The sequence below is a fragment of the Gracilimonas tropica DSM 19535 genome, assembly GCF_000375425.1.
GTDB classification, from domain to species: domain Bacteria; phylum Bacteroidota; class Rhodothermia; order Balneolales; family Balneolaceae; genus Gracilimonas; species Gracilimonas tropica.
Map to the genome: position 1 here is coordinate 143,328 of NZ_AQXG01000006.1, position 21,313 is coordinate 164,640.

General features: G+C 46.1%; 32 protein-coding genes. 12 read left to right on the forward strand and 20 right to left on the reverse strand.

The window, feature by feature from the left end; translation table 11 throughout:
• Positions 1-5: 5 nt before the first annotated feature.
• The 15 genes from B151_RS0111255 to B151_RS0111325 all read right to left on the reverse strand — a co-directional run bounded on the left by B151_RS0111255 (position 6) and on the right by B151_RS0111325 (position 10,279).
• Positions 6-2,732 carry a coiled-coil domain-containing protein gene (locus tag B151_RS0111255; RefSeq protein ID WP_020403734.1) on the reverse strand — a complete coding sequence of 909 codons (2,727 nt, stop codon included), beginning with the start codon at positions 2,730-2,732 and terminating at the stop codon, positions 6-8.
• Positions 2,733-2,834: 102 nt separating this feature from the next.
• Entirely contained in the window at positions 2,835-3,401 is a 567-nt protein-coding gene (locus B151_RS0111260; protein WP_020403735.1) for a hypothetical protein, read from the reverse strand.
• A gap of 2 nt (positions 3,402-3,403) precedes the next feature.
• Positions 3,404-3,868 (reverse strand): hypothetical protein, encoded by a 465-nt coding sequence (locus tag B151_RS0111265; RefSeq protein WP_020403736.1) that lies wholly within the window; start codon positions 3,866-3,868, stop codon positions 3,404-3,406.
• 4 nt (positions 3,869-3,872) lie between these two features.
• On the reverse strand, positions 3,873-4,580 hold the full coding sequence (locus B151_RS0111270; protein ID WP_020403737.1) for a hypothetical protein: 708 nt from the start codon (positions 4,578-4,580) through the stop codon (positions 3,873-3,875).
• A 34-nt stretch (positions 4,581-4,614) separates the two neighbouring features.
• Positions 4,615-5,019, reverse strand: coding sequence for a hypothetical protein (locus tag B151_RS0111275; RefSeq protein WP_020403738.1), 405 nt, complete (start codon positions 5,017-5,019; stop codon positions 4,615-4,617).
• Positions 5,020-5,049: 30 nt separating this feature from the next.
• Positions 5,050-5,217 (reverse strand): hypothetical protein, encoded by a 168-nt coding sequence (locus B151_RS20100; protein WP_020403739.1) that lies wholly within the window; start codon positions 5,215-5,217, stop codon positions 5,050-5,052.
• On the reverse strand, positions 5,218-5,535 hold the full coding sequence (locus B151_RS0111285; protein WP_020403740.1) for a hypothetical protein: 318 nt from the start codon (positions 5,533-5,535) through the stop codon (positions 5,218-5,220).
• Positions 5,536-5,546: 11 nt separating this feature from the next.
• The gene (locus tag B151_RS0111290) at positions 5,547-5,942 is read right to left on the reverse strand and encodes a Gp37 family protein (RefSeq protein ID WP_020403741.1); all 396 of its coding nucleotides are present in this window, start codon (positions 5,940-5,942) and stop codon (positions 5,547-5,549) included.
• A gap of 23 nt (positions 5,943-5,965) precedes the next feature.
• Positions 5,966-6,340: a hypothetical protein gene (locus tag B151_RS0111295; protein ID WP_020403742.1), complete on the reverse strand. Its 375-nt coding sequence runs from the start codon at positions 6,338-6,340 to the stop codon at positions 5,966-5,968.
• On the reverse strand, positions 6,324-6,860 hold the full coding sequence (locus tag B151_RS18585) for a glycoside hydrolase family 108 protein (RefSeq protein WP_020403743.1): 537 nt from the start codon (positions 6,858-6,860) through the stop codon (positions 6,324-6,326). The genes B151_RS0111295 and B151_RS18585 overlap by 17 nt, the downstream gene beginning before the upstream one ends.
• Before the next feature lie 84 nt (positions 6,861-6,944).
• On the reverse strand, positions 6,945-7,442 hold the full coding sequence (locus B151_RS0111305; RefSeq protein ID WP_020403744.1) for a gp436 family protein: 498 nt from the start codon (positions 7,440-7,442) through the stop codon (positions 6,945-6,947).
• 89 nt (positions 7,443-7,531) lie between these two features.
• Positions 7,532-7,888 (reverse strand): hypothetical protein, encoded by a 357-nt coding sequence (locus B151_RS0111310; protein WP_020403745.1) that lies wholly within the window; start codon positions 7,886-7,888, stop codon positions 7,532-7,534.
• A 142-nt stretch (positions 7,889-8,030) separates the two neighbouring features.
• Positions 8,031-8,966 carry a major capsid protein gene (locus B151_RS0111315; protein ID WP_020403746.1) on the reverse strand — a complete coding sequence of 312 codons (936 nt, stop codon included), beginning with the start codon at positions 8,964-8,966 and terminating at the stop codon, positions 8,031-8,033.
• Between the two features lie 30 nt (positions 8,967-8,996).
• Complete coding sequence (locus B151_RS0111320; protein ID WP_020403747.1) at positions 8,997-9,374, reverse strand: capsid cement protein; 378 nt, start codon at positions 9,372-9,374, stop codon at positions 8,997-8,999.
• On the reverse strand, positions 9,371-10,279 hold the full coding sequence (locus B151_RS0111325; protein ID WP_020403748.1) for a hypothetical protein: 909 nt from the start codon (positions 10,277-10,279) through the stop codon (positions 9,371-9,373). Before B151_RS0111325 ends, B151_RS0111320 begins: the two co-directional genes overlap by 4 nt.
• A 176-nt stretch (positions 10,280-10,455) precedes the next feature.
• Here B151_RS0111325 and B151_RS0111330 point away from each other — a divergent pair, with 176 nt between their 5' ends.
• From B151_RS0111330 to B151_RS19600, 11 genes are all read left to right on the forward strand, one after another.
• Entirely contained in the window at positions 10,456-10,818 is a 363-nt protein-coding gene (locus tag B151_RS0111330) for a hypothetical protein (RefSeq protein ID WP_020403749.1), read from the forward strand.
• Positions 10,819-11,067, forward strand: a complete 249-nt coding sequence (locus tag B151_RS0111335) for a hypothetical protein (RefSeq protein ID WP_020403750.1) — start codon at positions 10,819-10,821, stop codon at positions 11,065-11,067.
• Positions 11,060-11,464, forward strand: a complete 405-nt coding sequence (locus tag B151_RS0111340) for a hypothetical protein (RefSeq protein WP_020403751.1) — start codon at positions 11,060-11,062, stop codon at positions 11,462-11,464. The genes B151_RS0111335 and B151_RS0111340 overlap by 8 nt, the downstream gene beginning before the upstream one ends.
• On the forward strand, positions 11,464-12,831 hold the full coding sequence (locus tag B151_RS0111345; RefSeq protein ID WP_020403752.1) for a phage terminase large subunit family protein: 1,368 nt from the start codon (positions 11,464-11,466) through the stop codon (positions 12,829-12,831). The genes B151_RS0111340 and B151_RS0111345 overlap by 1 nt, the downstream gene beginning before the upstream one ends.
• A gap of 107 nt (positions 12,832-12,938) precedes the next feature.
• Positions 12,939-14,651: a phage portal protein family protein gene (locus B151_RS0111350; protein ID WP_020403753.1), complete on the forward strand. Its 1,713-nt coding sequence runs from the start codon at positions 12,939-12,941 to the stop codon at positions 14,649-14,651.
• On the forward strand, positions 14,648-14,917 hold the full coding sequence (locus tag B151_RS0111355; protein ID WP_020403754.1) for a hypothetical protein: 270 nt from the start codon (positions 14,648-14,650) through the stop codon (positions 14,915-14,917). The genes B151_RS0111350 and B151_RS0111355 overlap by 4 nt, the downstream gene beginning before the upstream one ends.
• A gap of 7 nt (positions 14,918-14,924) precedes the next feature.
• The gene (locus B151_RS18590; RefSeq protein ID WP_020403755.1) at positions 14,925-15,260 is read left to right on the forward strand and encodes a ubiquitination-like system serine protease family protein; all 336 of its coding nucleotides are present in this window, start codon (positions 14,925-14,927) and stop codon (positions 15,258-15,260) included.
• Between the two features lie 10 nt (positions 15,261-15,270).
• A complete protein-coding gene (locus B151_RS0111365; protein ID WP_020403756.1) occupies positions 15,271-16,098 on the forward strand; it encodes a DNA adenine methylase in 828 nt (275 codons plus the stop codon).
• Between the two features lie 3 nt (positions 16,099-16,101).
• A complete protein-coding gene (locus tag B151_RS20105; RefSeq protein WP_020403757.1) occupies positions 16,102-16,266 on the forward strand; it encodes a hypothetical protein in 165 nt (54 codons plus the stop codon).
• A gap of 13 nt (positions 16,267-16,279) precedes the next feature.
• On the forward strand, positions 16,280-17,470 hold the full coding sequence (locus B151_RS19595; protein WP_020403758.1) for a phage minor head protein: 1,191 nt from the start codon (positions 16,280-16,282) through the stop codon (positions 17,468-17,470).
• A 26-nt stretch (positions 17,471-17,496) separates the two neighbouring features.
• The gene (locus tag B151_RS19600; RefSeq protein WP_020403759.1) at positions 17,497-17,970 is read left to right on the forward strand and encodes a phage virion morphogenesis protein; all 474 of its coding nucleotides are present in this window, start codon (positions 17,497-17,499) and stop codon (positions 17,968-17,970) included.
• Positions 17,971-18,019: 49 nt separating this feature from the next.
• Here the strand turns inward: B151_RS19600 and B151_RS0111385 are convergent, their stop codons facing one another.
• From B151_RS0111385 to B151_RS0111395, 3 genes are all read right to left on the reverse strand, one after another.
• Positions 18,020-18,748 carry a hypothetical protein gene (locus tag B151_RS0111385; protein WP_020403760.1) on the reverse strand — a complete coding sequence of 243 codons (729 nt, stop codon included), beginning with the start codon at positions 18,746-18,748 and terminating at the stop codon, positions 18,020-18,022.
• Between the two features lie 69 nt (positions 18,749-18,817).
• Positions 18,818-19,108, reverse strand: a complete 291-nt coding sequence (locus B151_RS0111390) for a hypothetical protein (RefSeq protein ID WP_020403761.1) — start codon at positions 19,106-19,108, stop codon at positions 18,818-18,820.
• Positions 19,109-19,116: 8 nt separating this feature from the next.
• Positions 19,117-19,824, reverse strand: a complete 708-nt coding sequence (locus tag B151_RS0111395) for a nucleotidyltransferase family protein (RefSeq protein WP_157470943.1) — start codon at positions 19,822-19,824, stop codon at positions 19,117-19,119.
• A gap of 60 nt (positions 19,825-19,884) precedes the next feature.
• Here B151_RS0111395 and B151_RS0111400 point away from each other — a divergent pair, with 60 nt between their 5' ends.
• On the forward strand, positions 19,885-20,319 hold the full coding sequence (locus B151_RS0111400; protein ID WP_020403763.1) for a hypothetical protein: 435 nt from the start codon (positions 19,885-19,887) through the stop codon (positions 20,317-20,319).
• 2 nt (positions 20,320-20,321) lie between these two features.
• On the opposite strand, the gene B151_RS0111405 is transcribed toward B151_RS0111400, so the two are convergent.
• A complete protein-coding gene (locus tag B151_RS0111405) occupies positions 20,322-20,999 on the reverse strand; it encodes a hypothetical protein (protein WP_020403764.1) in 678 nt (225 codons plus the stop codon).
• Positions 20,999-21,310 carry a hypothetical protein gene (locus B151_RS0111410; protein WP_020403765.1) on the reverse strand — a complete coding sequence of 104 codons (312 nt, stop codon included), beginning with the start codon at positions 21,308-21,310 and terminating at the stop codon, positions 20,999-21,001. The genes B151_RS0111405 and B151_RS0111410 overlap by 1 nt, the downstream gene beginning before the upstream one ends.
• Positions 21,311-21,313: the final 3 nt, after the last annotated feature.

Sequence of the window (21,313 nt, forward strand, 5' to 3'; positions counted from 1 at the left end):
CGTATTTATGCCTCGTTACCTACTGCTCTTTGGTTACTCGCTCGTTGGCGTTGAGCTTCATTTATATCCGTTACCGGTATGATCGGACGAATTAACAGGCCGGACATTCCTTCTATAACCGCGTCCCTGATTGTCGAACCCAATCCATCTGTATTAATATTCTGCTCGGCTACCCGGGATCCGGAAAAAGAAGCCGCTGATATCCTTGGCTGCATAACCTGTCGGTTGATACGCTCAGCATAGGCCGGGTCCTGATTCATTCGATTCAAAATAGGAAGCGAGCGGGCAGTTGAAGCGGCGTTCATAATAAACTCCGGCTTATCATTTTCATTGATAGAGATCAGCTTTTTACCCGGTGAACTTAATCCTGATCTCAGGCGCTCTTCCACAAGGCCACCTTCCAGGTAAGGGTTAGGTTGTTTTGCGATCGTAGCGACCTGAACAGCTCCCAAAGCTCCAATGAATGCCATTTTTCCAAGATTTGGAGCGGCTTCCATAACGGCCAGCGCTGTCTCCTGGATTGTGGCAAATATCCGGGCGCGGCGCTCCATCTCATATTGTTTTTTGTTTAAGGCATCAATTTTATTTTGATATTCTTCCTCTTTCTCCGCTCGCTCATCAATTAGTTTTTGACGTGATCGTTCTGATAAGCGGTCGTTTTCAAGCTTCGCATCGATAGCTGAAAGAGCAGCGTCTTTTTCAGCTTCTATCTTAGCAATCCGAGCTTCTATGGAGGCCTGCTGGAAGCCATTGATCACTTGATAAGCCTGGCCGATCATTTCTATATATTCTGCAGCTTGCTGCATAGCTTCTTTATGAGCCTCTCGGCGGAGATATTGCTCGCGAGTGATACCGGCTTCTTTGGCCGCGATCTCTTCCTCAATGGTTTGTTTACGCTTTGCCCATTTCTCGCGCTCAAACTCTGTTACTGCTCCCAGGTAATTTTTCTCAGCTTCCCGAAGCTGGCCATGAAGTTCATTTAAGCTCCCGGTAGTTACTTTTGGGACGGCTTCAAGTTTTATTTCAACCTGATCATCAATCTTGGCGATTTCAGATTTTATTACAGCAATTCGTTTAGCCCAGTGCTCTCTTTCTTCATCCGCACTGGCAGTATTATACTCTTCAGTAGCTTTTTTTAATTCCGAATTAAGTCCTTTCAGCGAAGTCTCCGCGATCTTAATTGACTCAGGAGATACACGCGCAATTATCGGTACTTCTACAGGTTGATCTACAGCTTGATCGTCACCGCCTCCTGTTTTACTAATCGCCTCTTGATTAGTTTGATTCAATCGATCCTGCGCTCGGGTTCTAACATCCAGGGCTGAGGCTACATCTTCCTCAATCTCTGCATAGCGAGCTCCCAGTGAGGCAAGCTCCGCCTGCTGACCACGTAAATTTGAAAGGCCCATTGCAACATCGTTAATGGGCATGTTAGAGAATTGAGAGCCGGAATCCTGAGTGTATTTAGCTTGATCAGCTAAAGCTTCCTGAGTTATCTGAAGGATCTCTTCAGTGGATTTACCAACAAGATCGATCTCCTTACCATGCTCACGTAAAAGATCAGTAGCTTCTTCATAGATCTTTTGTTCGGCCTGTGCCTGTCGAAATAGTAATTCAGCGGCTTCTCGCTGTTTACGTTTTACCTCCTCATCAGCAATCTGCAGGGCGATCTTTTCCCGGTAAGCCTCATTGGCTTCGCGTAGTCGTTCCGTGAGCTCTTCATTCGAGATCTTTTCATCATCAAGGTTTTTCAAAAACCCGGGATATTTATCGTTGATCTCCTCAATTAGGTCTCTTCGGCGCTCAGTGCCATCCCCGGCATTACTTAGCTGGATAACCAAACCATTGAGTTCCGTTCGCTCTTTCATGAGCTCATCGGAATAGTTAAGCCCGAGAATGTCAGTAATAGCATCCGCTACATCAAGGCCGGTCCGGGCAAAATCACCCCAAAGTGGTAACGTTCTTGATGCCAGCTGATCTGCGATCTCCCGGTAAGCGGCTTCCATTCTTCGCGTTTGATTGGCTCCGGATTGCTGAGTCCGCTCCAGGTCACCAACAACTCGACCGGCTTGCTCCATGATCATATTATACCGGGCCTGAACTCGCTCATGCTCCTCCAGATCTTCCGCTCGTTCTTTACCGGTTTCAGCTAAAGCCCTCTCTGCAACCTCGGCCTCGCGGATAACAACACCAAACTGTTTCAGCGGTTCGGTTTCACCTACAAGTCCGGATCGGATCGCATTAAAAGCCTGGTCATAATCCGTATTAAAAAAGCTCTGAAAATCCCCGGCCATCTTTGCCCATTCCATCCCGAATTCGGCTGCAGCATCTCTTTGCATGCCCAGGCCTTCAGCAATCTGCGTAGATGTGGCCAGGTAGTCCTGACCTTCTCTGGTGGTAACCCCAAGCAACCCTGCATTCTCTTCAAGAAATTGATTAGCCTGCTCGAGATTAGGCCCGAGTACGGTCTTGTACTTCGAACCGGTCTCCTCAACAGCAAAAGCAAGATCCCGGGTTTGCCTGGTGATCTGCATAGCTCGCTGAGCCACTTCCGCATAAGCCATTGCCATGAGGTTACCGGCGGTAACCGTGCCGGTTCCCAGCTCCTTGGTAGAGCGCTCAGTTTTATCGGCAGCTTCTTTGATATCCAGCAAGTACTCTTTAGACTCCTTAGAGCCTTTCTTGGCATCACTCGAATCAATTATGACTTTTATGCGGACTTGTTCAGCCATCGGTTATCATTTGGACTTTATAAAAATTTGCTACTTCAACGCGGGTACATTCTTGCTGAAGCTGGCGGTAGATCTCGGGGTTACCTTTGCTTACCAGGAGAATTACTTCTTCCCATTTTCCGTCTCCGGAGAATAGTCCTCGGAGCCAGAGCTTGGTGTCTCGCTGGTAGTCATATTTTCGAAACCCTGATTCTTTACCTCGCTCATCATTTGAACGGTAGTCATCAGGGTCGGGTTTGTCGCCAGCGTGTTCAAGAATGCGGTCACCTCGAACAGATTCTCTCCGAACTTTCCCAGCCAGTCTTCGAAGGCCCTCCAAACCTCACTACGGATCATCTTATCCAGCTGATCCTGGTCCTGAATTACAGGATTATCTCCATCAAGTTTGATCAGTGTGGGGAATTCATAAAACAACTGCTGTGCAATCATTGCTGCAGCTACTGCTTTGCTTTCATAGATGTTTTTAAAAGTATAAACGCGGTCTCCGGATTCATCTTCCTCGGCAGGCAGGTCTCCAATCTGCGCATAATAAACCCGCTCTCGATGACTCTTAAAACTGCACTCGGTTAGGATTTTACAAACCTTCTTTATGTTTGCGTTGGATGTTACAACCGGAGTGAACTCCCGGTCGTCAGAATCAAAAATGGTATAGGTTGTTTCAGTACTCATCGTTATCCTCGGTGTTTAGTAGTTCGGAGCCAGCTCGGTAAAGAGCTAAGCTGCTCTTCAGTTACAAATTTCAGGTTGGCTTTTGGGGATCCCATTGAACGCACGGTCTTAAATAGCTCGACATTCCTGGTTGAAATAGGAGTGATCACATATTTGATCGAATTATCCAGGCTGTAAATAGGATAGAATTCAACCTCGGTAGCCGGATCGTTGATCGCATTCTTAACATCGATCCAGTCATTACCGGCATCTGGCTGCGGACTTACTCTCTGCAGATAAGGACTGATCACATCGAACTGCAGCCACAAACCGGAAAAACTATGCTTTCTTTTTTTGGATCCGGTGGTCCAGGTTTCAATATCCTCGTCGCTGAATACTGCTAATTCGTTGTTCCGGAATACGCGGGTCGTACCATCCCAGCGGAATGCGATTTGTTTAACTTCAAGGGATTCAAGGAGAGTAGCCACATCATTAATAATCTACATATTCGGTTTTATCGTCCGCTCGCATCGATACGTTGCTTGCAACTGCGGATCCACCATCTACCAGGTCGATCTCAATCTTCCAGGTGTTTGCCGGTGTAGTTAACTGCACAGATTGACGACCGGCACTCAGTGCCTGGGTAGCCGTACCAACTACGGAGCCGGAATAATCATAAGCCGCAACCACCAGGTTACCGGTGCCAGCGGTATAATCTGCAGCTACCGTCCACTTCACTCCTTCAACCGGTATGACCAACTCGCCTACGTTCGCGTTGAACGTAATGCCTTCAGCCAGATTTTGTTTCCAGATCACATCCGGATTCTCGCCCCGGGTTTCCCACTCAAAGCGGTGGACATCCACACCGGTTCGGGAATCTACACCCATGCCTGGAACAACATGAATCTCTTCTTTGTCGCGGGTAACAAACTGCCGACCGGCCAGCGAGTAGATAGCCATGCAAACAGGTGTGTTTCCTTCCATCCAGGTTTCCAGCTGAGCCAGTGGATCTGAATCCAGGAACCCAACCACCGGCGGATATTCCCGCCCGGCGAAAGCCTGTCCGGTGGGCGTTTCATTTTTAATGTTTGCGTAAGGCAGGTCGGAGTACTCGGTAGATAAAGTATTGATCTGTACTTTGTCCCCGGTCTCCGGATTCCATACTGCTGATTTTTTCCAACCGGCAAATAGCTTGCCCATGAGTGCTCCGCTTAGAGATTATAGTTTATTTACTTTATGGAACCAGGGTAACTGCTACCTGGTGGCCATACTTCTCAAAGTCCATGATCCACTTCACGGCTCCGTCTCGGGCATTTACTCCCATTCCTGGACGGGTGAATGGATTGATCTTTTCGGTAGTTCGAAGTACCCGGCCATCTTTGTACTCGAAAAACCAGTACTTCTCGGTATCATTCTCCATGAACCCTTCAACGGTAGCGAAGTCGGTATTATCTAAAAAGTAGATCTCGCCCTGGATAGAACCTCCGCCAAACGACTGACCGTCAGTAGTTTCGGTTTTAATGTTATCCGGTGTGAAGCTGGAGTCGGTGGAGATCTTACCGGTAATAGCAGTGGCATTACCGAATACGTTATCATCTCCGTGGTGTACGGCTTTTAAGCCTGAAAAATCTTTTCCCATTGAATCAGTGAGTTAAAGTGTTATTAATTATTAGTCCAGCTTAGCGATCTGCGTATTAAACGCCTGCGTAGCTGTTAGCTCAGCATCTTCTTTGCTGGTCTCGTACTTCTCGGCATAACCGCCGTCTTCACCAATTGGGCCGGAAACGATGTAGCCGTTACTTATTTTTTTGATCGTGAAATTCAGATTAACTTGCATTTAATCCTCTTTTTTTTGGTTGTTATCCCGGGTTTCAACGGCTTTAAAAAGGCCATTAAATCGGGGGTGGTTTACAAATTCTTTAGCGATGTAAGGAACCGGTGTATGCTTATTATCAACCACTTTCACTTCGTCCTTTCCGGAAACCTGGTACACCCGGCCATATTGAATCGCGCCTTCATGGCCGTTGAAATAAGCCGCATAAAAGCTTTCATCCTTGACACCACCAATACGTACAGGGGTGTTCTTCTTTTTGGGAGCCGGGATCTTCACTTTGTCCCCGGCCATAAATTCAGTCAGTTCTTTTTCTTCAGCCATAATCTTAGAGGTTATTCAAAATAATCTTCATGCTTCCAGCGCTGGCCGTACATCCAAACCCCGCCGGGACCAATATTTAAAAATCCTTCCCATAAAATATTCAGGTTACCTATTCCCAGCTCCAGTCCATTTAGTGCTGCACGTCCCTGATCCAGCAAGTCATAAGCGCCAGGGTTATTCTTTTTACTCAATAAAGATCGGCTTACATAGGTTACCTGGAACACCGGGAAGTTCATTTGACCTGTACCATCGGTTGCCTGGCCCTCATCAAAATTCCGCTCCTGAAGCGTAATCAGGATAGCCCCTTGGGGATGAGCTAACTGATATGTCTTCGGATTATCCGGATAATGATCAACTTCGTGATCAGGGAAAGCATCCTTGAGTTTATTCAGGATTGCTTCTGCCATGCTATTTAGTGAGGCGTTCGGCATTACTTCCGGTTAGAGTTATCCTTCAGGTCTTCATCAAACAGCTCTTTGAACTCAGCTGCTTTTTTCATGCCGCCGAAAATGGCGATCACCGCCGTTACTCCAACCACTAAAGCAAACTCTGGATCAAGTCCGGCCAGGATACTACCGCCGGCTCCAAGTACTCCACCGAGTACACTTCCAATTCCTCGTACAATTTTGTTGGCTAAAATTTTCTTCAGCATGGATTTCTTCTTTTTAGGTTTTGTGATTTCAACATCCGGAACCTCTACTTTCTCTAAAGCCGTGCGAGGCTGATCGGATTGATCTTCATCGGTTACATGAACCGTGGGTGGTTTCACCCGGGGAATGGGATTTTCTTTATGCTGCTTGCTCATCTTCCCAAAATTCAAGTGAACGTTTCAGCCATCCGAACCAGAATTTCTCCTGGCTTTTCTTGGCATGTACAATGCCTGCAAAAAACAGGATGCGATATGCCACTACACGATTCAGATCCGTAGCCTTAGTAGCCTCAATCGTCTTGGGGCCTATAAGTCCGTCAACGGTTAAATCATGGCCACAGGCATTGGCTGCCTTCTGCAGAATGCGAACCGCATGCCTCTGGCCGTGATTTACTACCATGTCAAAATAGATGGGTTGAAGTACTGGATTAACTTCAGATACCCGTGCCGGTTGATAATATTTATCCCGGTATAGTTTCTTGGCCACGCCAAAATGCACCGCCCTCACATCATCGATATCGATGTCGCCATCTCCGTCCAGATCTAATCCGTGCTCCTTCAGCGTTCCGATCGTAATACCGAGATTCGTAGCTCCGCCACGGTCGGCAGGATCATTCACAAAGCCGCCTTCGCGCCTTAGCAGATCAATCAGTATGTCTTCGAATAGGATGTTCATGGGTTGTTTTGGTGGGTTTAAAAATCTCCCCGGGCGCTACTTTACCAGGGGAGATTTGGAACTATGCGACTTAAGCGACGGCAGCTAAAACTGCTTCAAAGTGTCGTCAGGGAATAGCCGGTCTGTTGAACTCTTGTTGGTGACCAGCGATCCGGACGCGACATCCGGCTGGTCCTCCAGCAGAATTTTACCCTGGTTGATTTTCATAAGTAGATCCAAGGCGTCCTTCTTTGATTCTTTTACCGAGTCCGGAATCTCATAATTGGCCCGCCTGGCATACAATGAATGGACAAGAAGATCTGCCTCAATATTTGTTAGGATCTTAGGAGCCGGATCCAGAGGAACCTCATACTTCCCGCGCAAATAGGTATTGATAACCTCACTTGCATCGGCCCGTTTATTATCCAGGACTGTCTGATCCACAGATCCGGAATTATCATCGTCAGTAAGCTGGATTACCATCTCCTGATCGATGCGATCGTAAAGGTCTGCGTCGGTTGAATAGGCCATAGTAGTCGGTGTTGAGACTGCGCAGATCATCAGTGCGATGAACCCGAACAGAAATGATTTGATAGATTTCATGTGGCTTGTTTTGTTTTGATTAAAAGAATGAGCAACCGGCTCCCGATGATACAACCCCCGGGAAGCCGGCTACCCAAACCGATGAGAGATTATTTCTTCGAGTCTTTTTCTTCGATCGGCTCTTGCTTGGCGGCCCAGGCTTTCTTCACAGTCACCCGGTCTTCGTTACCTCCTTCATCGTCGGTAACTACAAATCCTTTCAGGTCATCCAGGTCGGTTTGCTCGATCACCTTAACAGCGGCCGTAGCACTAAGGCCCATTGAAGGGGATGATTTAACTGCAGCAGCTTCTGATTCAGCTTCCTCTTTGGGAGCATCAAAAGGAACCACGTGCAAGCCCTGGGCTTCTTCTTCGGTGAGTAAAATAGACTCATCGACTTCATACTTTTTACCGCCTCGTTTGATCGGTGAGGTGACCCGGTATTTTTTTTCTTCTTTCTTAGACATGATTTGAAATGGTTTGATTGGGTTTTAAAAAAGCCTGGGCTATTTGGCGAAGACGTCCGACGCCATCACCCAGGCTTGCTCTTTTCCTCTTGCCGGGCATCTTTAAGAGCTGAGCTCACCCGGCTTTTCTTTGGGTATTTAGTTAGGCTACGCAGTCCTCGATGAGGTAACCGAGGTCATTCGCAGTAATCAATTCCTTCACGGATTCACCGTTACGAACGCGAGTTCCGCCTTTAAGGCCAACCTTACTGTCAGGCTCCTGGCCAGCTACCGGATCACCAAACTGAGCGGTGTAACCGTAAGTCATCCCGCGTTGAGTGTTAGCGTTGCGATTCTGATAAAACAGAACCATGTGCTTACCCCAAACCCGAACGAGATTCACATCCTGTCCTGGCTTAGCGTTATTCACCCAGCCTTCACCTACAATGATCTCTTCCAGCTCAAACAACTCAGCCACTTGCTCGCGGGTAGCAAGGCCTTTGTCTCCGGAATTACCATGAACGGCTTTCACGATATCGGGATGCTGACGGAGTTTAGTCCAGGCAGCCTGCCCGATAACAGCCTTATTAGGCCGCATAATGCAGGCATCAATAGCGCCTTGAATGTCATCGATCGGAGAAGAGTTAGCCCCGTCATTCCACTGATCAGTACCACTAAGCTGTACCTTATTGGATGAGGCATAGTTGTTAGGATCCTGAACGGCGGTAGCGGTTCGAACTTCATGATCAAGAAGTATCAGCTCTCGCAGGCCTTCAGTAGCATGTTGCACCGGGTCGTAGTTTGCAGGCGCGTTATCGATGTCATCCTGCGGAACAACATCATCCAGACCGTAGTCTTCAGTAGATGAGGTTTTCTCCTGGGCATCGAAGTTCACCTGGTTAGGAGTGCCGCGACGTCCGACCTTCGTATTTGGAAGGGTAAACATCTGGCCTTTAGGATACTCCAGGTACTTAAATTCTTTCTTGCCAACCGGAATACGTGGAAGTACTTCGTCAGCGACAAGCCGGGGGTTTTTATACGCGATCGAAATCGCTACTAATTCCGGATCTGTTGGAAATGGAAATTTTGTTACTGGCATTGGTTAGTTCGGTTTAGTTAATGAAAATTATTATTCGCCCTGGATCTCGCCGGGTGCAAGAATTACACTGCCGATATCGCCATCAGCACCACTTACTGCAGCCCAGCCAATGATTCGGTTATTCACTCCGGTAGCAGGTGCAGCAGCAACTGCCTTACCGTTTGCGTCAGAAGTCAAAGCAGCCCCGCGGGTTACATTACCTCCGAATTCTACTTGAGCGATACCGCTCATAATTACATCCACGCGGTCTCCGGAAGCAGAATCTACTTCAGTACTTACCCCGATCAGGGCATCCGTTGCAGCAGCAGCCTGAACTGCAAGCTCATCACCGCTGCCAAATTTCACGATCCGATGCTTGGTTACAGCGGCACCGGCTTCAAAGTTTTTAATTAATCCTGGTGTGTTCATTTGGTATCCTTGTTTTCGTTTTTAACATGATTTAGGGCCTCGCTGTAAGAGACAATTTTCCCTTCCTTCTTCATCTTCTCCTGGTAAGCCGTGATCTTCTCAGCAAGCTGATGCGGTGTCAAGCCTTCCTCACTGTCTCCATCGGTAAACTCTTCCCCGAATTTCAACTGATCCTTAAGGCCGGTTAGCATCTCCTTAAAAGTCTCCAGGGCATTCGCCTTCTCATCTTCCTGATCTACTTTATCCAGGTGTTTGAAAAGGGCCACGGCTTTCTCGCGGAACTTAGGCTCCAGCTTACCGGCTTCAACTTTCGTATCCAGGAAGGATTCAAAGCTGCTCTTGCGAGTCTCAAATTCCATCTGCTTGGTTTTATCCGCATAAGTCTGAGTCTTCGTTTTCTCCTGGGTAAGCTCGGTTTCAAGACGGGATTTTTCCTGCTCAGCAGCATCGGCCTTAGCTTTGAAATGCGCTACAGCGAAATCATTCGCGAAAGAAGGATCCTCCTCAAAGCTATATTCAACAGCCGACTCCTCCTTAAAACTGATAGGCTCCATCCCTTTTACAGCCGGGGTATCCTTGCCGAGCATGGCAAGCCCCTTCAGGTATAAACCTTTGCCTTCCAGGTCTTCGTACAGCTCAATAGAATGCCGCTTCAGCATCTTCTTGGCTACATATTCTTTAAGCTCGTCGGTTACATCTTTAAAGGAAGCCATCAACCGATCGCCCTCTGCTTTAAGCTCTTTGATCCAGCCGTAAGCGTATCCATCCCCGTAATGGAAAATAGAAATGGGTGCCTCACACAGATCAGGATCGTAGTTATTGGCAATTGCCTGGATGTCTTCTTCCGATACATTCCGCTGCGGATAGCTTCCCGCCCGGAAAATCTCATAAAATTTCTCGTCCATGTTTTCAGATTGGTTTGCTCGCCCCAGGCATTAGGCCAAAGGGTGGTTTTTTCGATTCAACATGGGAGAATCTACTGCGGGGGCAGGTGGGATTTATACTAAACGGTTTAGTAATAAAGGGCCCTCTCGCAGAACTATATTCGTGCCATAATACGAAATCAAAATCTACTTAGTCAATGCAAGAAGCACAGCAAATCCCGGAGATGGCACAATGGATCGTTGAAAGTGGCCTTAGTGCTGCACTTTTAGGGGTACTTATTTGGGTCGTAAAAAAAATGTTATCGCAATTCGACCAATCCAGTACACAGGCATTCCAGGCCCTCAAGGAAATTAGCGAAGCCAAAGATAAACAACTGAAAGAGGCCTTCGATCAACACGTCCGGTTGAGCGAGAAGATCCTCTCTATAACCAAAGATTTTCACGAAGAGGAAGCGGCTCAGCGTGACCTTCTCACAAGAATATTAACCCGGATGGAGGAGAAACTGGATCAGCCGGTTCGGTGCCCCGCCCAAATCCACGAAAGAACAAAGGACAATTAAATGAGTAGTGAATTTAGAAAACTCCGCGGGGAGCGAATGCAACTTAAGCAGGACTTAAAAACCCTCGAGATCCGCGCCGACAATCACATTATCAATATCCGGAACAAGATCGATCCCTTATTGGACTTCGACGAGATTGAGATCGACCACGCCGAACAGTCGGTGATCAGTCTTAAAGTAATTATTACTGAAGCCAAGAAGATCCGGGAGCGCCTGGATAAAATCTCCAAACTGATCGGCGATGAGTAAGAAAGCCCTATATAACGATGAAGCCTCCAGGCTATATATCTACGAAGGGTATCAGCTCTCTCAGCTCGAGGAATACTTCAAAGGCCGGGTGTCTGGCCGAACGCTTTGGGCGTGGAAAGAAGAAGGAGAATGGGATCGCAAGCGAGATAAGCACGAAAAAAACCAAACGGATATTAGAGGTATGGTTGTGGAGCTTGCCAGGCTAACACTAAAAGAAGCGATTGCTGATCCTGCAGATTCACAAAAAGTATATGCAGCGATGGCAGCCATAGGGAGAATTGGTCAAAAGAACTTTTTGGAGATCGTTTCCGGACTGGATGGTAATAATGAAGAAAAAGAAGAGAAGAAAGACTTCAAGGAATTATTTGAACTACTTCAGAAGCAACTGAAAGGATAATGGAACAACCTCATTTTTTACCATATCAAAAAGCCTGGCTGGATGACAAATCAGATATAAAGATCTGGGAGAAGTCGAGACGGATCGGGGCTACTTACGTTCAGTCTTATGAAGACTTCGAGTTTGGTATGGAGACCGGTAGAAAGGTTTGGTTCTCTTCAGCTGATGAATCCGCCGCACGGGAATACATCGATTACATAGCTATTTGGTGTAGCCTTTTTAATACCGTGGCCAATTTTTCGAATGGAGAGGTAATCATCGATGAGAAAAAAGATATCAAAGCGCTGCAGGTTGAACTTCCTACAGGAGCCACCATAAACGCACTAACCTCTAACCCTAAACGCTTTCGATCGAAAGGTGGTAAAGCTGTTTGGGATGAAGCTGCCTGGCATGATGATCCCGATGCAATGTGGCGTGCTTTGGAACCGGCAACGATGTGGGGAGATCCTATACGTATTCTATCAACCCACAATGGGAAAAGAACATTTTACCGACTGATTGAAAAGGTAAAGTCGGGAGAAATGAAAGGCTCCGTTCATACAGTAACGATCGTTGATGCTGTAAATGATGGCTTAGTAGATAAAATTTATGGCCGGCAAACCACTCAGGAAGAAAGACAAGAGTGGCTGGATATAAGAAAGAGTCGTTGTATCGATGAGATCCAGTGGCTTCAGGAATACATGTGCTTAGCAGTTGATGAAGCGGATGCCTTTTTATCCTACGAGATGATCGCAGCAATCGAAGATTCCCACGTCCTTTGGAATAATGGAATCCCGGATACAATAAATGGAGACCTGTACCTCGGTGTTGATATCGCAAGGAAAAAACACTTCACCGTCTTTTGGCTGGAAGAAAAGATAGGACCGATGAAATTTACCCGGGTTGTGAAGAAACTGCAGAATGCAACCTTCAGAGCACAGAAGCAAATCCTATACAAATATTTGGCACTGCCAAAACTTAGAAGATGCTGTATCGATGCGACCGGTTTAGGTATGCAGTTAGCTGAGGAAGCCCAGCAAGACTATGGAAGGTTTAAGGTCGAGCCGGTCAACTTCACAAATTCCGTCAAAGAAGATCTGGCTTATAATCTCCGGCGGAGTGTTGAGGAGAAATCATCAATTATTCCTGAAAGTCAGGAGATCCGGGAAGACCTTCATGCGGTTCGAAAGGTAGTTACCAAATCAAACAATGTGCGGTTTGACGTAGATAGTTCAATCGCTGGTCACGCAGATCACTTTTGGGCATTTGCTTTATGCGAGGAAGCTGCCAAAACCTACAAAGGTCAACCCAGCGTGGCATCCACCGGAACCCTAAAAGGCGACAACATGACTCGGAACTACTTCGATGGTATTCCTTCAGGTTTCTAAAAGTGTTTAATCCCTGTTTAATGCTTTCGAGAATCGTTTAAGAAAATTTAAAAGTATCAGTAGCCGATTTCACAGACATCGGCGCTTAGAATCGAAATTTGATTACTATGAAATACCCGGCACATAAATACAATTCTGGTATCTCCCGCGAGCTCAAAACTGAGATGGCTACACGGGATGCTACTTTTTTTATTTCCGTACTGAATGCCCTCCCTAATCCGGATCCGATTCTACGGAAAACCGGTAACCGGATTCAGGTTTACAGAGATCTGACAGCGGATTGGGAGGTGTTTTCAGCAATAGAATTAATTGATTCAGGTCTAAGTGATTTAGACTGGGAAATTGTAGCAAATGAAAACTCCTCTGAATTAGCAAACTTTGCGGAGGAGTTAGTAAAGAGCTGGGATCCGTACAAAATAATGACCGATTGCATAGAGGCCAGGGGCTTTGGGTATCAGCCTTTCGAAAATATTTGGCATTCTTATGATGGCCGGTGGATAATTAAGGAGATAATTGCCAAGCCCCAGGAATGGTTTAACTATGACACGAAGAATCGTTTGCAATTCATTAGCAAAGATAACCCGCAAGGTAGTCTGATTGAAGATAACCGAAAAATTATTGTTGCACGTAATCGGCCAACGTACCTAAATCCTTACGGAGAATCTGCCTATTCAAGAATTTTCTGGCCCATAGCCTTCAAAAAAGGCGGCATGAGTTTCTGGGTGAAGTTCCTGGAGAAATACGGAATGCCATGGGTGGTTGGAAAACAACCGAGAGGAACCGGGCAAAAAGAAACCAACGAATTCCTGACCCAACTTCATAACATGGTGCAGGATGCCGTTTCCGTAATTCCGGATGATAGCTCTGTTGATCTTAAGGACTCTCCATTTAGAGCATCCTCATCTGGTAGTTACCAAAATCATATTGATTACTGTGATAAAGTCATTAATAAAGTGATCTTATCTAACGAGATGAGTATGGGAACTTCAAAAAAAGGTTCAGAAATACGAGGTGATGCCGCCAAAAACTACGAAGTCTCCGAAAAAGTAATAAAGAAAGTAGCCGGGTTCGCCCAGAAAGCAATTAACGAGGCTCTTGAAATGATCTGGGCTGTCAACTTTGAAGGGATACCGCCAACAATTTCCATCTATCCACCTAAAGAGGTACAGAAAGACCGGGCAGATCGAGACAAAACCCTCACTGAAACCGGCGTGAAATTCACCGAAAAGTACTATAAGGATAATTATGACCTCGCTGATGACGATTTCGAACTCGTAGATCCTAAGAAGAATCAACCTCCGACTCCACCGCGATCAGCTCCAACGCCTCCGGAAGATCCTGAGCCTGAAGAAACGCCCGACCCGGAAGAGGAGGACTTCAGTCACAAAACCGGATGCCAGTGCGGGGCCTGCCGTAAAGCCAAAGTGAAGAACTTCAGTGAAAAGCTCTCATTGGAAAAAGCGCTCGGACTGAATCTTGATAAACTCCGGGACGTCCTGAAGCAAAAGAAGAAACTCGATTTCAATGATGCCCTCGAAGAAAATTCTATGGCCGGACTCGAAGAACTCGAAAAACTTATCGAAGCATCTGCCGGCGACGAATCTGCCCAGGAATTACAGGATATCATCAGCGAGCAATTGCAGCCTATGTTTGAACTCATAGAGCAGGCGGAGGATTACGACGAAGTGATTCAAACCCTGGCAACCGCTTATCCGGAAATGGAGGTCGAGGAGTTGCAGGATCGGATTGCGAAAGCCTACTTCATTGCAGATATCCTGGGCCGGATTACCGAGGAAGAAAATCAGGAGATCGAAGAATGATACAGCCGAATATAGTTGAAGGACTTTTGCGATACGTAAACAAGGCTATGCGATTAGCTGAATATTACGATGAGTTAATGGAGGCCTTCGATATCAAGAAAAGCGACCCAGTAGAATACCTGAATTACTACCACCGCATCGATCGAATTTGGAAGGAACTGGACGAACGCCGCGAACTCGGCGAAGGCAATGATGAAATCCTCGAAGCCTGGGAGCGCGTCCACATCAAAGCCTGTGAAATCTACCAACAACTAAACCCTATTTAAGTTATAAATGAAAGTAGCTGAGAAATATACGAGCGGGGATGTAGTACAGATTTTATTCTACTGTCCAGGTTGTGAAATGCATCATGGTCCGTGGGTAGAAGGAAATAATGTTCCTATATGGAAATGGAATGGATCTCTTGAAAAACCAACTTTCAGCCCGTCGTTATTAGTTAAAGGCGGTACATATAAAAGCGGGGAGTATATCGAGACCCAATGTCATTCGTATGTTAAAAACGGGAAAATTCAATTCCTTAATGACTGTTCTCATGAATTCGCTGGCCGGACAATCGAATTAGAACCCTTTGATGATTGCAAATCGTCAATCAAAATTCATAAATCATAAATCATAAATCATGAAACCACCAGTCAGCTATTACGGCGGAAAACAACGCATGGCCAGCCAGATCATTTCTATGATTCCGGAGCATACCATTTATACCGAATCATTTCTCGGAGGCGGAGCGGTTTTCTGGAATAAAGAACCTTCAGCTCATGAAGTGATCAATGACCTGGACGATAACATTGTCAACTTCTACCGGGTGCTGCAGGTGAATTTTGATGAGTTATTCCAGGAGATCTCAACTACGCTTCACAGCCGAACCCAACACCTGGATGCAAAGTACATCCTGAAAAGCGAACCCGAGAAGCTTTCAAAGTCTTACACTTACCGGTTGACTGATAACAGCATGAAGCCGGATCTCAGCGTTAGAAAGGCCTGGGCCTTTTGGGTGCAAGCGAATATGAGTTACAGCTCAAAACTATTCGGTGGTTTTGCTTACGATCGATCGGATGATGCCAAAACAACCCGTGCCATAATGAATAAACGGGAAGCGTTTCAACTGCACTATAAAGAGCGTTTAAAGAATGTTTGCATTGAGTGTAATGATGCGATCAAAGTGATCGAATCACGGGATACTAAAAACACCTTTCATTATTGCGACCCTCCGTACTTCAATTCAAATTGTGGCCACTATGGTGGATATTCCAAGGAGGACTTTCAAGAGTTGCTCGAAAGCCTGGCCAACGTAAAAGGAAAGTTTCTGCTCTCCAGTTATCCCTCCGATATCCTGGAATACTATGTGAAAGAGTATGGCTGGAAACAATGGACCAAAACCACTTCAGTTTCAGTCACCAACAAAACCAGCAAAAAGAAAACCGAAGTCCTAACCTATAATTACTAATCGATGAGCAATCGCAAACCTTTAGAATTTTCTGAGTTCAAAGAAGCCCTTTTCAAAGAACACCCCGAAGCAAAAGAAGACTCCAGGGCAGAACTTCGAAGGGCCTATAAACGCTACTTAAAAGAGCGTCAAAAACCCATTTATAAGTCAGCCCGTTCTAAAAGCTAACACCTAAAACCTCATGCCTGAGTTACCAGATCTATCCGGAATATTCAACCGAACGCCTGAAGCGATCGTCGAGCAGTTTCGATCGAAAGGGTATGCTGTATCCTGGAACTGGAGAGATACCTGGCAGGAAGCAAATACCCGGGCCTTTACCGTAGCCAAAGCGGTGAATCAAAATGTGCTGGAAGCGATCCGGGGTGAAGTCGATAATGCGCTGGCCAACGGCACCACCTTTCGGGATTTTCAGCGAAACCTTCAGCCTAAATTGGAAGAAATGGGCTGGTGGGGCAGAAAAGAAATTGTGGATCCGGAAACGGGCGAAGTCACAGAGGTACAGCTTGGATCTCCGCACCGACTTAAAACGATCTACCGAACCAATCTTTCCACCTCGTATTCTGCCGGTCGATATCGCTCCCAAATTGCTGCAGCTAATCGCCGGCCTTGGTGGATCTACCGAACCGCCGGTGATCAGCGAGTCCGTGAAGAACATGACAAGCTGGCCGGGACTGTTGTACGCTACGACGATCCCTTCTGGATTACCCATTATCCACCCAACGATTGGGGCTGCCGGTGTGGGGTAGACTCCATGACCGATGCTCAGCTGGAAGCACGTGGACTTACTCCAACTTCCGGAGAGAACATCGATGACTTCGCAGGCGAAGGATGGAATTATAATCCGGGAGCCGCGCCCTGGGATCCGCTTACTCCCCGGCAAACTTCCCTGCAGGATATTCTCCCGGTCAACCGGGAACCCTTCGATATCCCGGGAAGCATCGATGATCTGCCAATTCGAACAGGATCCGTAATGCCAGAGGGTCAACCGGTCCAGGATTATGTAGGTGAATTCCTTCAAGCATTTGGAGCCAGTCGGTCAGCCAATGTATTCAGAGATAAAGCCGGTGACCCGGTGGTGGTTTCCGAAGCTTTGTTCAAAGATCCGGACGGGAACCTTCAATTCCCCGGGGGGGAATATGCCCAGCTTGCTGCCGATACCCTTCAGGAACCGGCCGAGATCTGGCTGAACTGGCTCAAGATCGATGATCAATACAAACTAAACCGTCGCTATGTAAGCCGCTTCGATCTGGATGGAGACGAGCAATTCCTAAGCTTCGATATCATGGATGGCCACTGGCTATTTCGCTTACTCTCCCAAACCGAAGCCGACCAACTCCGAACCGGCTTCCTCCGCTACAAAACCCAACAGTAACACCGTAACACTATAACACCGACCACATGCCCAACGAAATTATAGTCGACCTCGGCAACTCCCTGAAACGCGTAAACGAAATGGGCCTTCGGCTGAAAAATACCAAAGAGCTTACCGCAACCATTTCCGAAACCATGCTTAGCGATATCTCCCAGCACTTCGAGGATGAGAAAGGACCAGATGGACCGTGGCCGGATCTGGCAGAGTCCACCAAAGAAGAACGCCGCAAAAAAGGATATTGGCCCGGGAAGATTCTCCAGCGCCAAAGCCGGGGTTCAGGATTATTAGGAAGTCTGCAACCTGAATACGATGATAACTCAGCGGGAGTTACTACGAATAAAGTATATGCTGCAGCTCATAACTTTGGTTTAGGCGAGCGATCGGTAGTTGCCTCCGGCAAATCGATGCCGGCTATTCCACAGCGGGAGTTCATGTGGTTAAGTACTGAGGCCAGGGAAGAGATTGGTGATACTGTAAGCGATTATATAGTTGGGGAGTAAATAAAAAAGGCCCGCCAACCGGCGAGCCTGAAAGCGGAATCAATAAAATCTATTCCAGAAAAGCTCTGTAGCTTTCAATTACACTATTCTGAAGGGCATCATGAGAAGCACTATTACCCAAGGCAAATGCCCCAAAAATTACCGTGTTATTTTCAATACGAAAAAACTTATCAGCGGGAACAAATCTCGAATCAGGAATCCATTTCAGGTACCCGAACTGAATGCCGTCTTTGAAATTAGAAAGTGCATCATTTTGATATTCATTATCAATGTTAAAATTATAAATGAAGGCGCTATCAGCTTCCACCGATTTCAAACCGGCGTTAGCATAAATTGTATCCATTTCGGCGGCGGTAAGGCTGGCGTAGGTAGTGTCTCCGTTTGCTATAAATGTGAAAGAAGTATCGCCGGCAACGGTAGAGGAATCAACATTCATGGTATAAGGTAGAATGAATTGCTCTTCGGAAAGAACAAGGTTCGGATCCTCTTGGAATAAAGCTTCAAGCGAGTCTCTAACTTCCTCACTGGCATCAGCGTAAGTATGAAAGATTACTTCTCCAGATTGCCAGGTATAACGCAAGGTGTCGTTAACCGTGTGAACTGTACCGGAGTCGTCACGGACTTCAAATTGAAAAGGAGTGAAAACCTCAGCCTGCATAGCAGACTCAAGCGCTTCAGGAGAAATGCGTTCAAAATTATTGTTAGAGGTATCATTATCCAGGATATTACACCCTGAAAAAAGTACCACTGCTGTGATTAGGTATAGTGTGTATCTCATCGGTTTATTGTTTTGTTTAGAGGTCGAATTTAAAAATAATATTTACGAATTAATTTAAAAACAGTTACATCAAACTGATTGCTCATTTAATATATGTTGAATTATTTTATCCATTAAATCCGTAACGGCCTCGAGTTTAAGTTCATAGATGTTTGCTTTCTCTCGATTCCAGGCTTTATCTAATGGTTGAATATTTTGTTTATACTCAATTCTACCCCATGCATTTGTCTGAAGTTTGGTTTGATCTTTCTCAGCGAAAGCTACAATATTATAAGTTTCTTTATCTTTGTCTGGTTGTTCTTCGATCCAAATTTTGAATCCTCTAAAGTCTTCTTTTATAATTTGCCTTTTAATCATCATTAATTAATTTAGTTACGGTTTGATGGCTTAATATAACCCATCCCAGCCTTTTCAAAAATCATATCCTCGCTGTGGCAAAACTCTCGTCGGTCGGTTCCCAGGTAGTTTTCTTTTTCTGGCTGACTTCCCGGAAGATGTACCAGGTAGCCGTCCTCAAAGTTATACCCGTTGCTTTTCAGCTTAGCAATCATCTTCACGTTAAAATCCTTAGGGCCGGTTCGTATGAAATGGATCACCCCGAAATTATCGCTGCCAGCCAGAAAGATATCGATCTTCACCGGGAGATCTTTATACCAGGTCAGGCCTTTCCAGTGTTTACGATCGAGGCCGTAGTTATTCTCTCTCGAGATTTCCCGATCTAAGCCCAGGCCCAGCTCCGGCACTTCGGTTAATACCTCTTTACCATACTTTTCAATAAGCATTGAAGTGTCCTTAAATCCCGGTTTAATCCATTCTACATTTGGAAGGACAGCCAGGCATTTATCTACCAGCTCGGAGTGCTGCACTTGGGTTTTACTCGGAGCGAAGATATCCTTCTGGGGCAAATCTTCCTTCACCCAATACTTCTTCGGGTGCGCCACGATCTCAATATCGCTCACCTCCGCTTTCTGCCGGCGGACCGATCCGGCCACTTCCACCCGGTAACAATGCGGGGCCATCAGCTGCGTAAGTCGGCGGGCTATTTTGGTTGCTATGTCGAGGGGGATCTTTTTCAAATTTGCCTGTCTCTTAATATTAAACTACGTTCGGATTACAACCTTAAATAATTTAGACCGATGAGTGATTTCCCTACTGATCCTGAAGTACTGCACATAAAAGAAGCTGACGGAAAAGCAGTTAGAGCCCGCTTAGTAGATATCGAAAATGTAAACCAACCTGGCACTCGTTTCAAAAATGCAGTCCATATTGAGCTCTTTGATAGAATCGAAATCGGAAATCTGAAAAGATTTGAGCATGATACTTTTGATAATGGTGACTCAGAAAAAGAATATGATATAGACTCAGGCATTATTCTTTGTAATAAAAGAGCTAAGGATACTTCTGTCTTCCATTCCAATGAAAAGAAGGCAAGTTGTAAGAAGTGCATTTCCATTGCTAATCGTTTAATTAATAAAGGACTTTCAATATATCTTTGTGATAAAGAAACATGGGATCTACTTCAGGATATTATGATTAAGAACATTGTTCATAAACTTGCCTCAAATAGATAGGATTAACTGTTAAGGTAAAGCCCCGTCCCAACCTGCCGGTTAAACGCTCCGCCCTGCATGCCGGTCATGGCCGCTCGGTTTTCGATTTCCTGCTGACTCATTTCTTCCGGATCCAGTTCGGTTAAATGTTCCGGGTTTACCAGCTGGCTCCGGATGATGTACTGCTCAAAGAAGAGCGGCTCCAGCGTTTCCTTTTTTGCCTTTCGGGTTCGGGCTTTTCGGCAGCGGTTTAGCTTCGGAATGATCAGTCGTTTCCATTCGGAATTCATGTGCCGGCGGAAATATTCATAAGCACATTCAATGGTGATGTATTCCATCTGATCAAGCTTAATGGCCAGCTCCCGGGCTTCGTATAATTCGCCGTTTTCCTCGCGCCAGTTCCGCTTCTCAACAATAAAATCTTCCCGGTTCAGAAAATACTTACAAAGCACGATGAACAGTTTGATCTCAATGTTGGAAGTCCAGGTAAAGCAGTACTCCGATCGAAGCAGCTCGTCCAGGTTTAGGGAGTCAAAGTCGTACTTCATTTGAAGTCGCTCCATCGCTTTACGGGCGGCCGCTTTCTCACCTTCGGTAGCGCCACGCTCAGCCAGGCGAATCAGCGAAGCAAACCGCTTCTGAATCTGATCCGTGGCTTTCGTTTTGAAGAGATCTAATTGGGGTCGTTCTTTCTTAGGCATCAAATCCTCCCGGTGATCAGGAACTTTATCAACACCCAAACCAAACTTTTCACCTGCTTCTTATTCAGATGCATTCTGGTGATCATAGAAACTTCTTTAGGAATAGGATACTCTACCCAACCATTTCTCTTGGTGGTCTTAATGCCAAATTTCGAAGCTTGGGATGCCAGAATCTTTGGGTCAGGATCATCTACTCCCAACCAGACCTTATCCTCAAAAGCTGCTGAGGATTTTTGCATGCTACATTTAGCTCCATAGCTATCTTCAAATTTGTATAAATCGAATCCGCGATCAGTCTTTTGTTTCTTCATAAC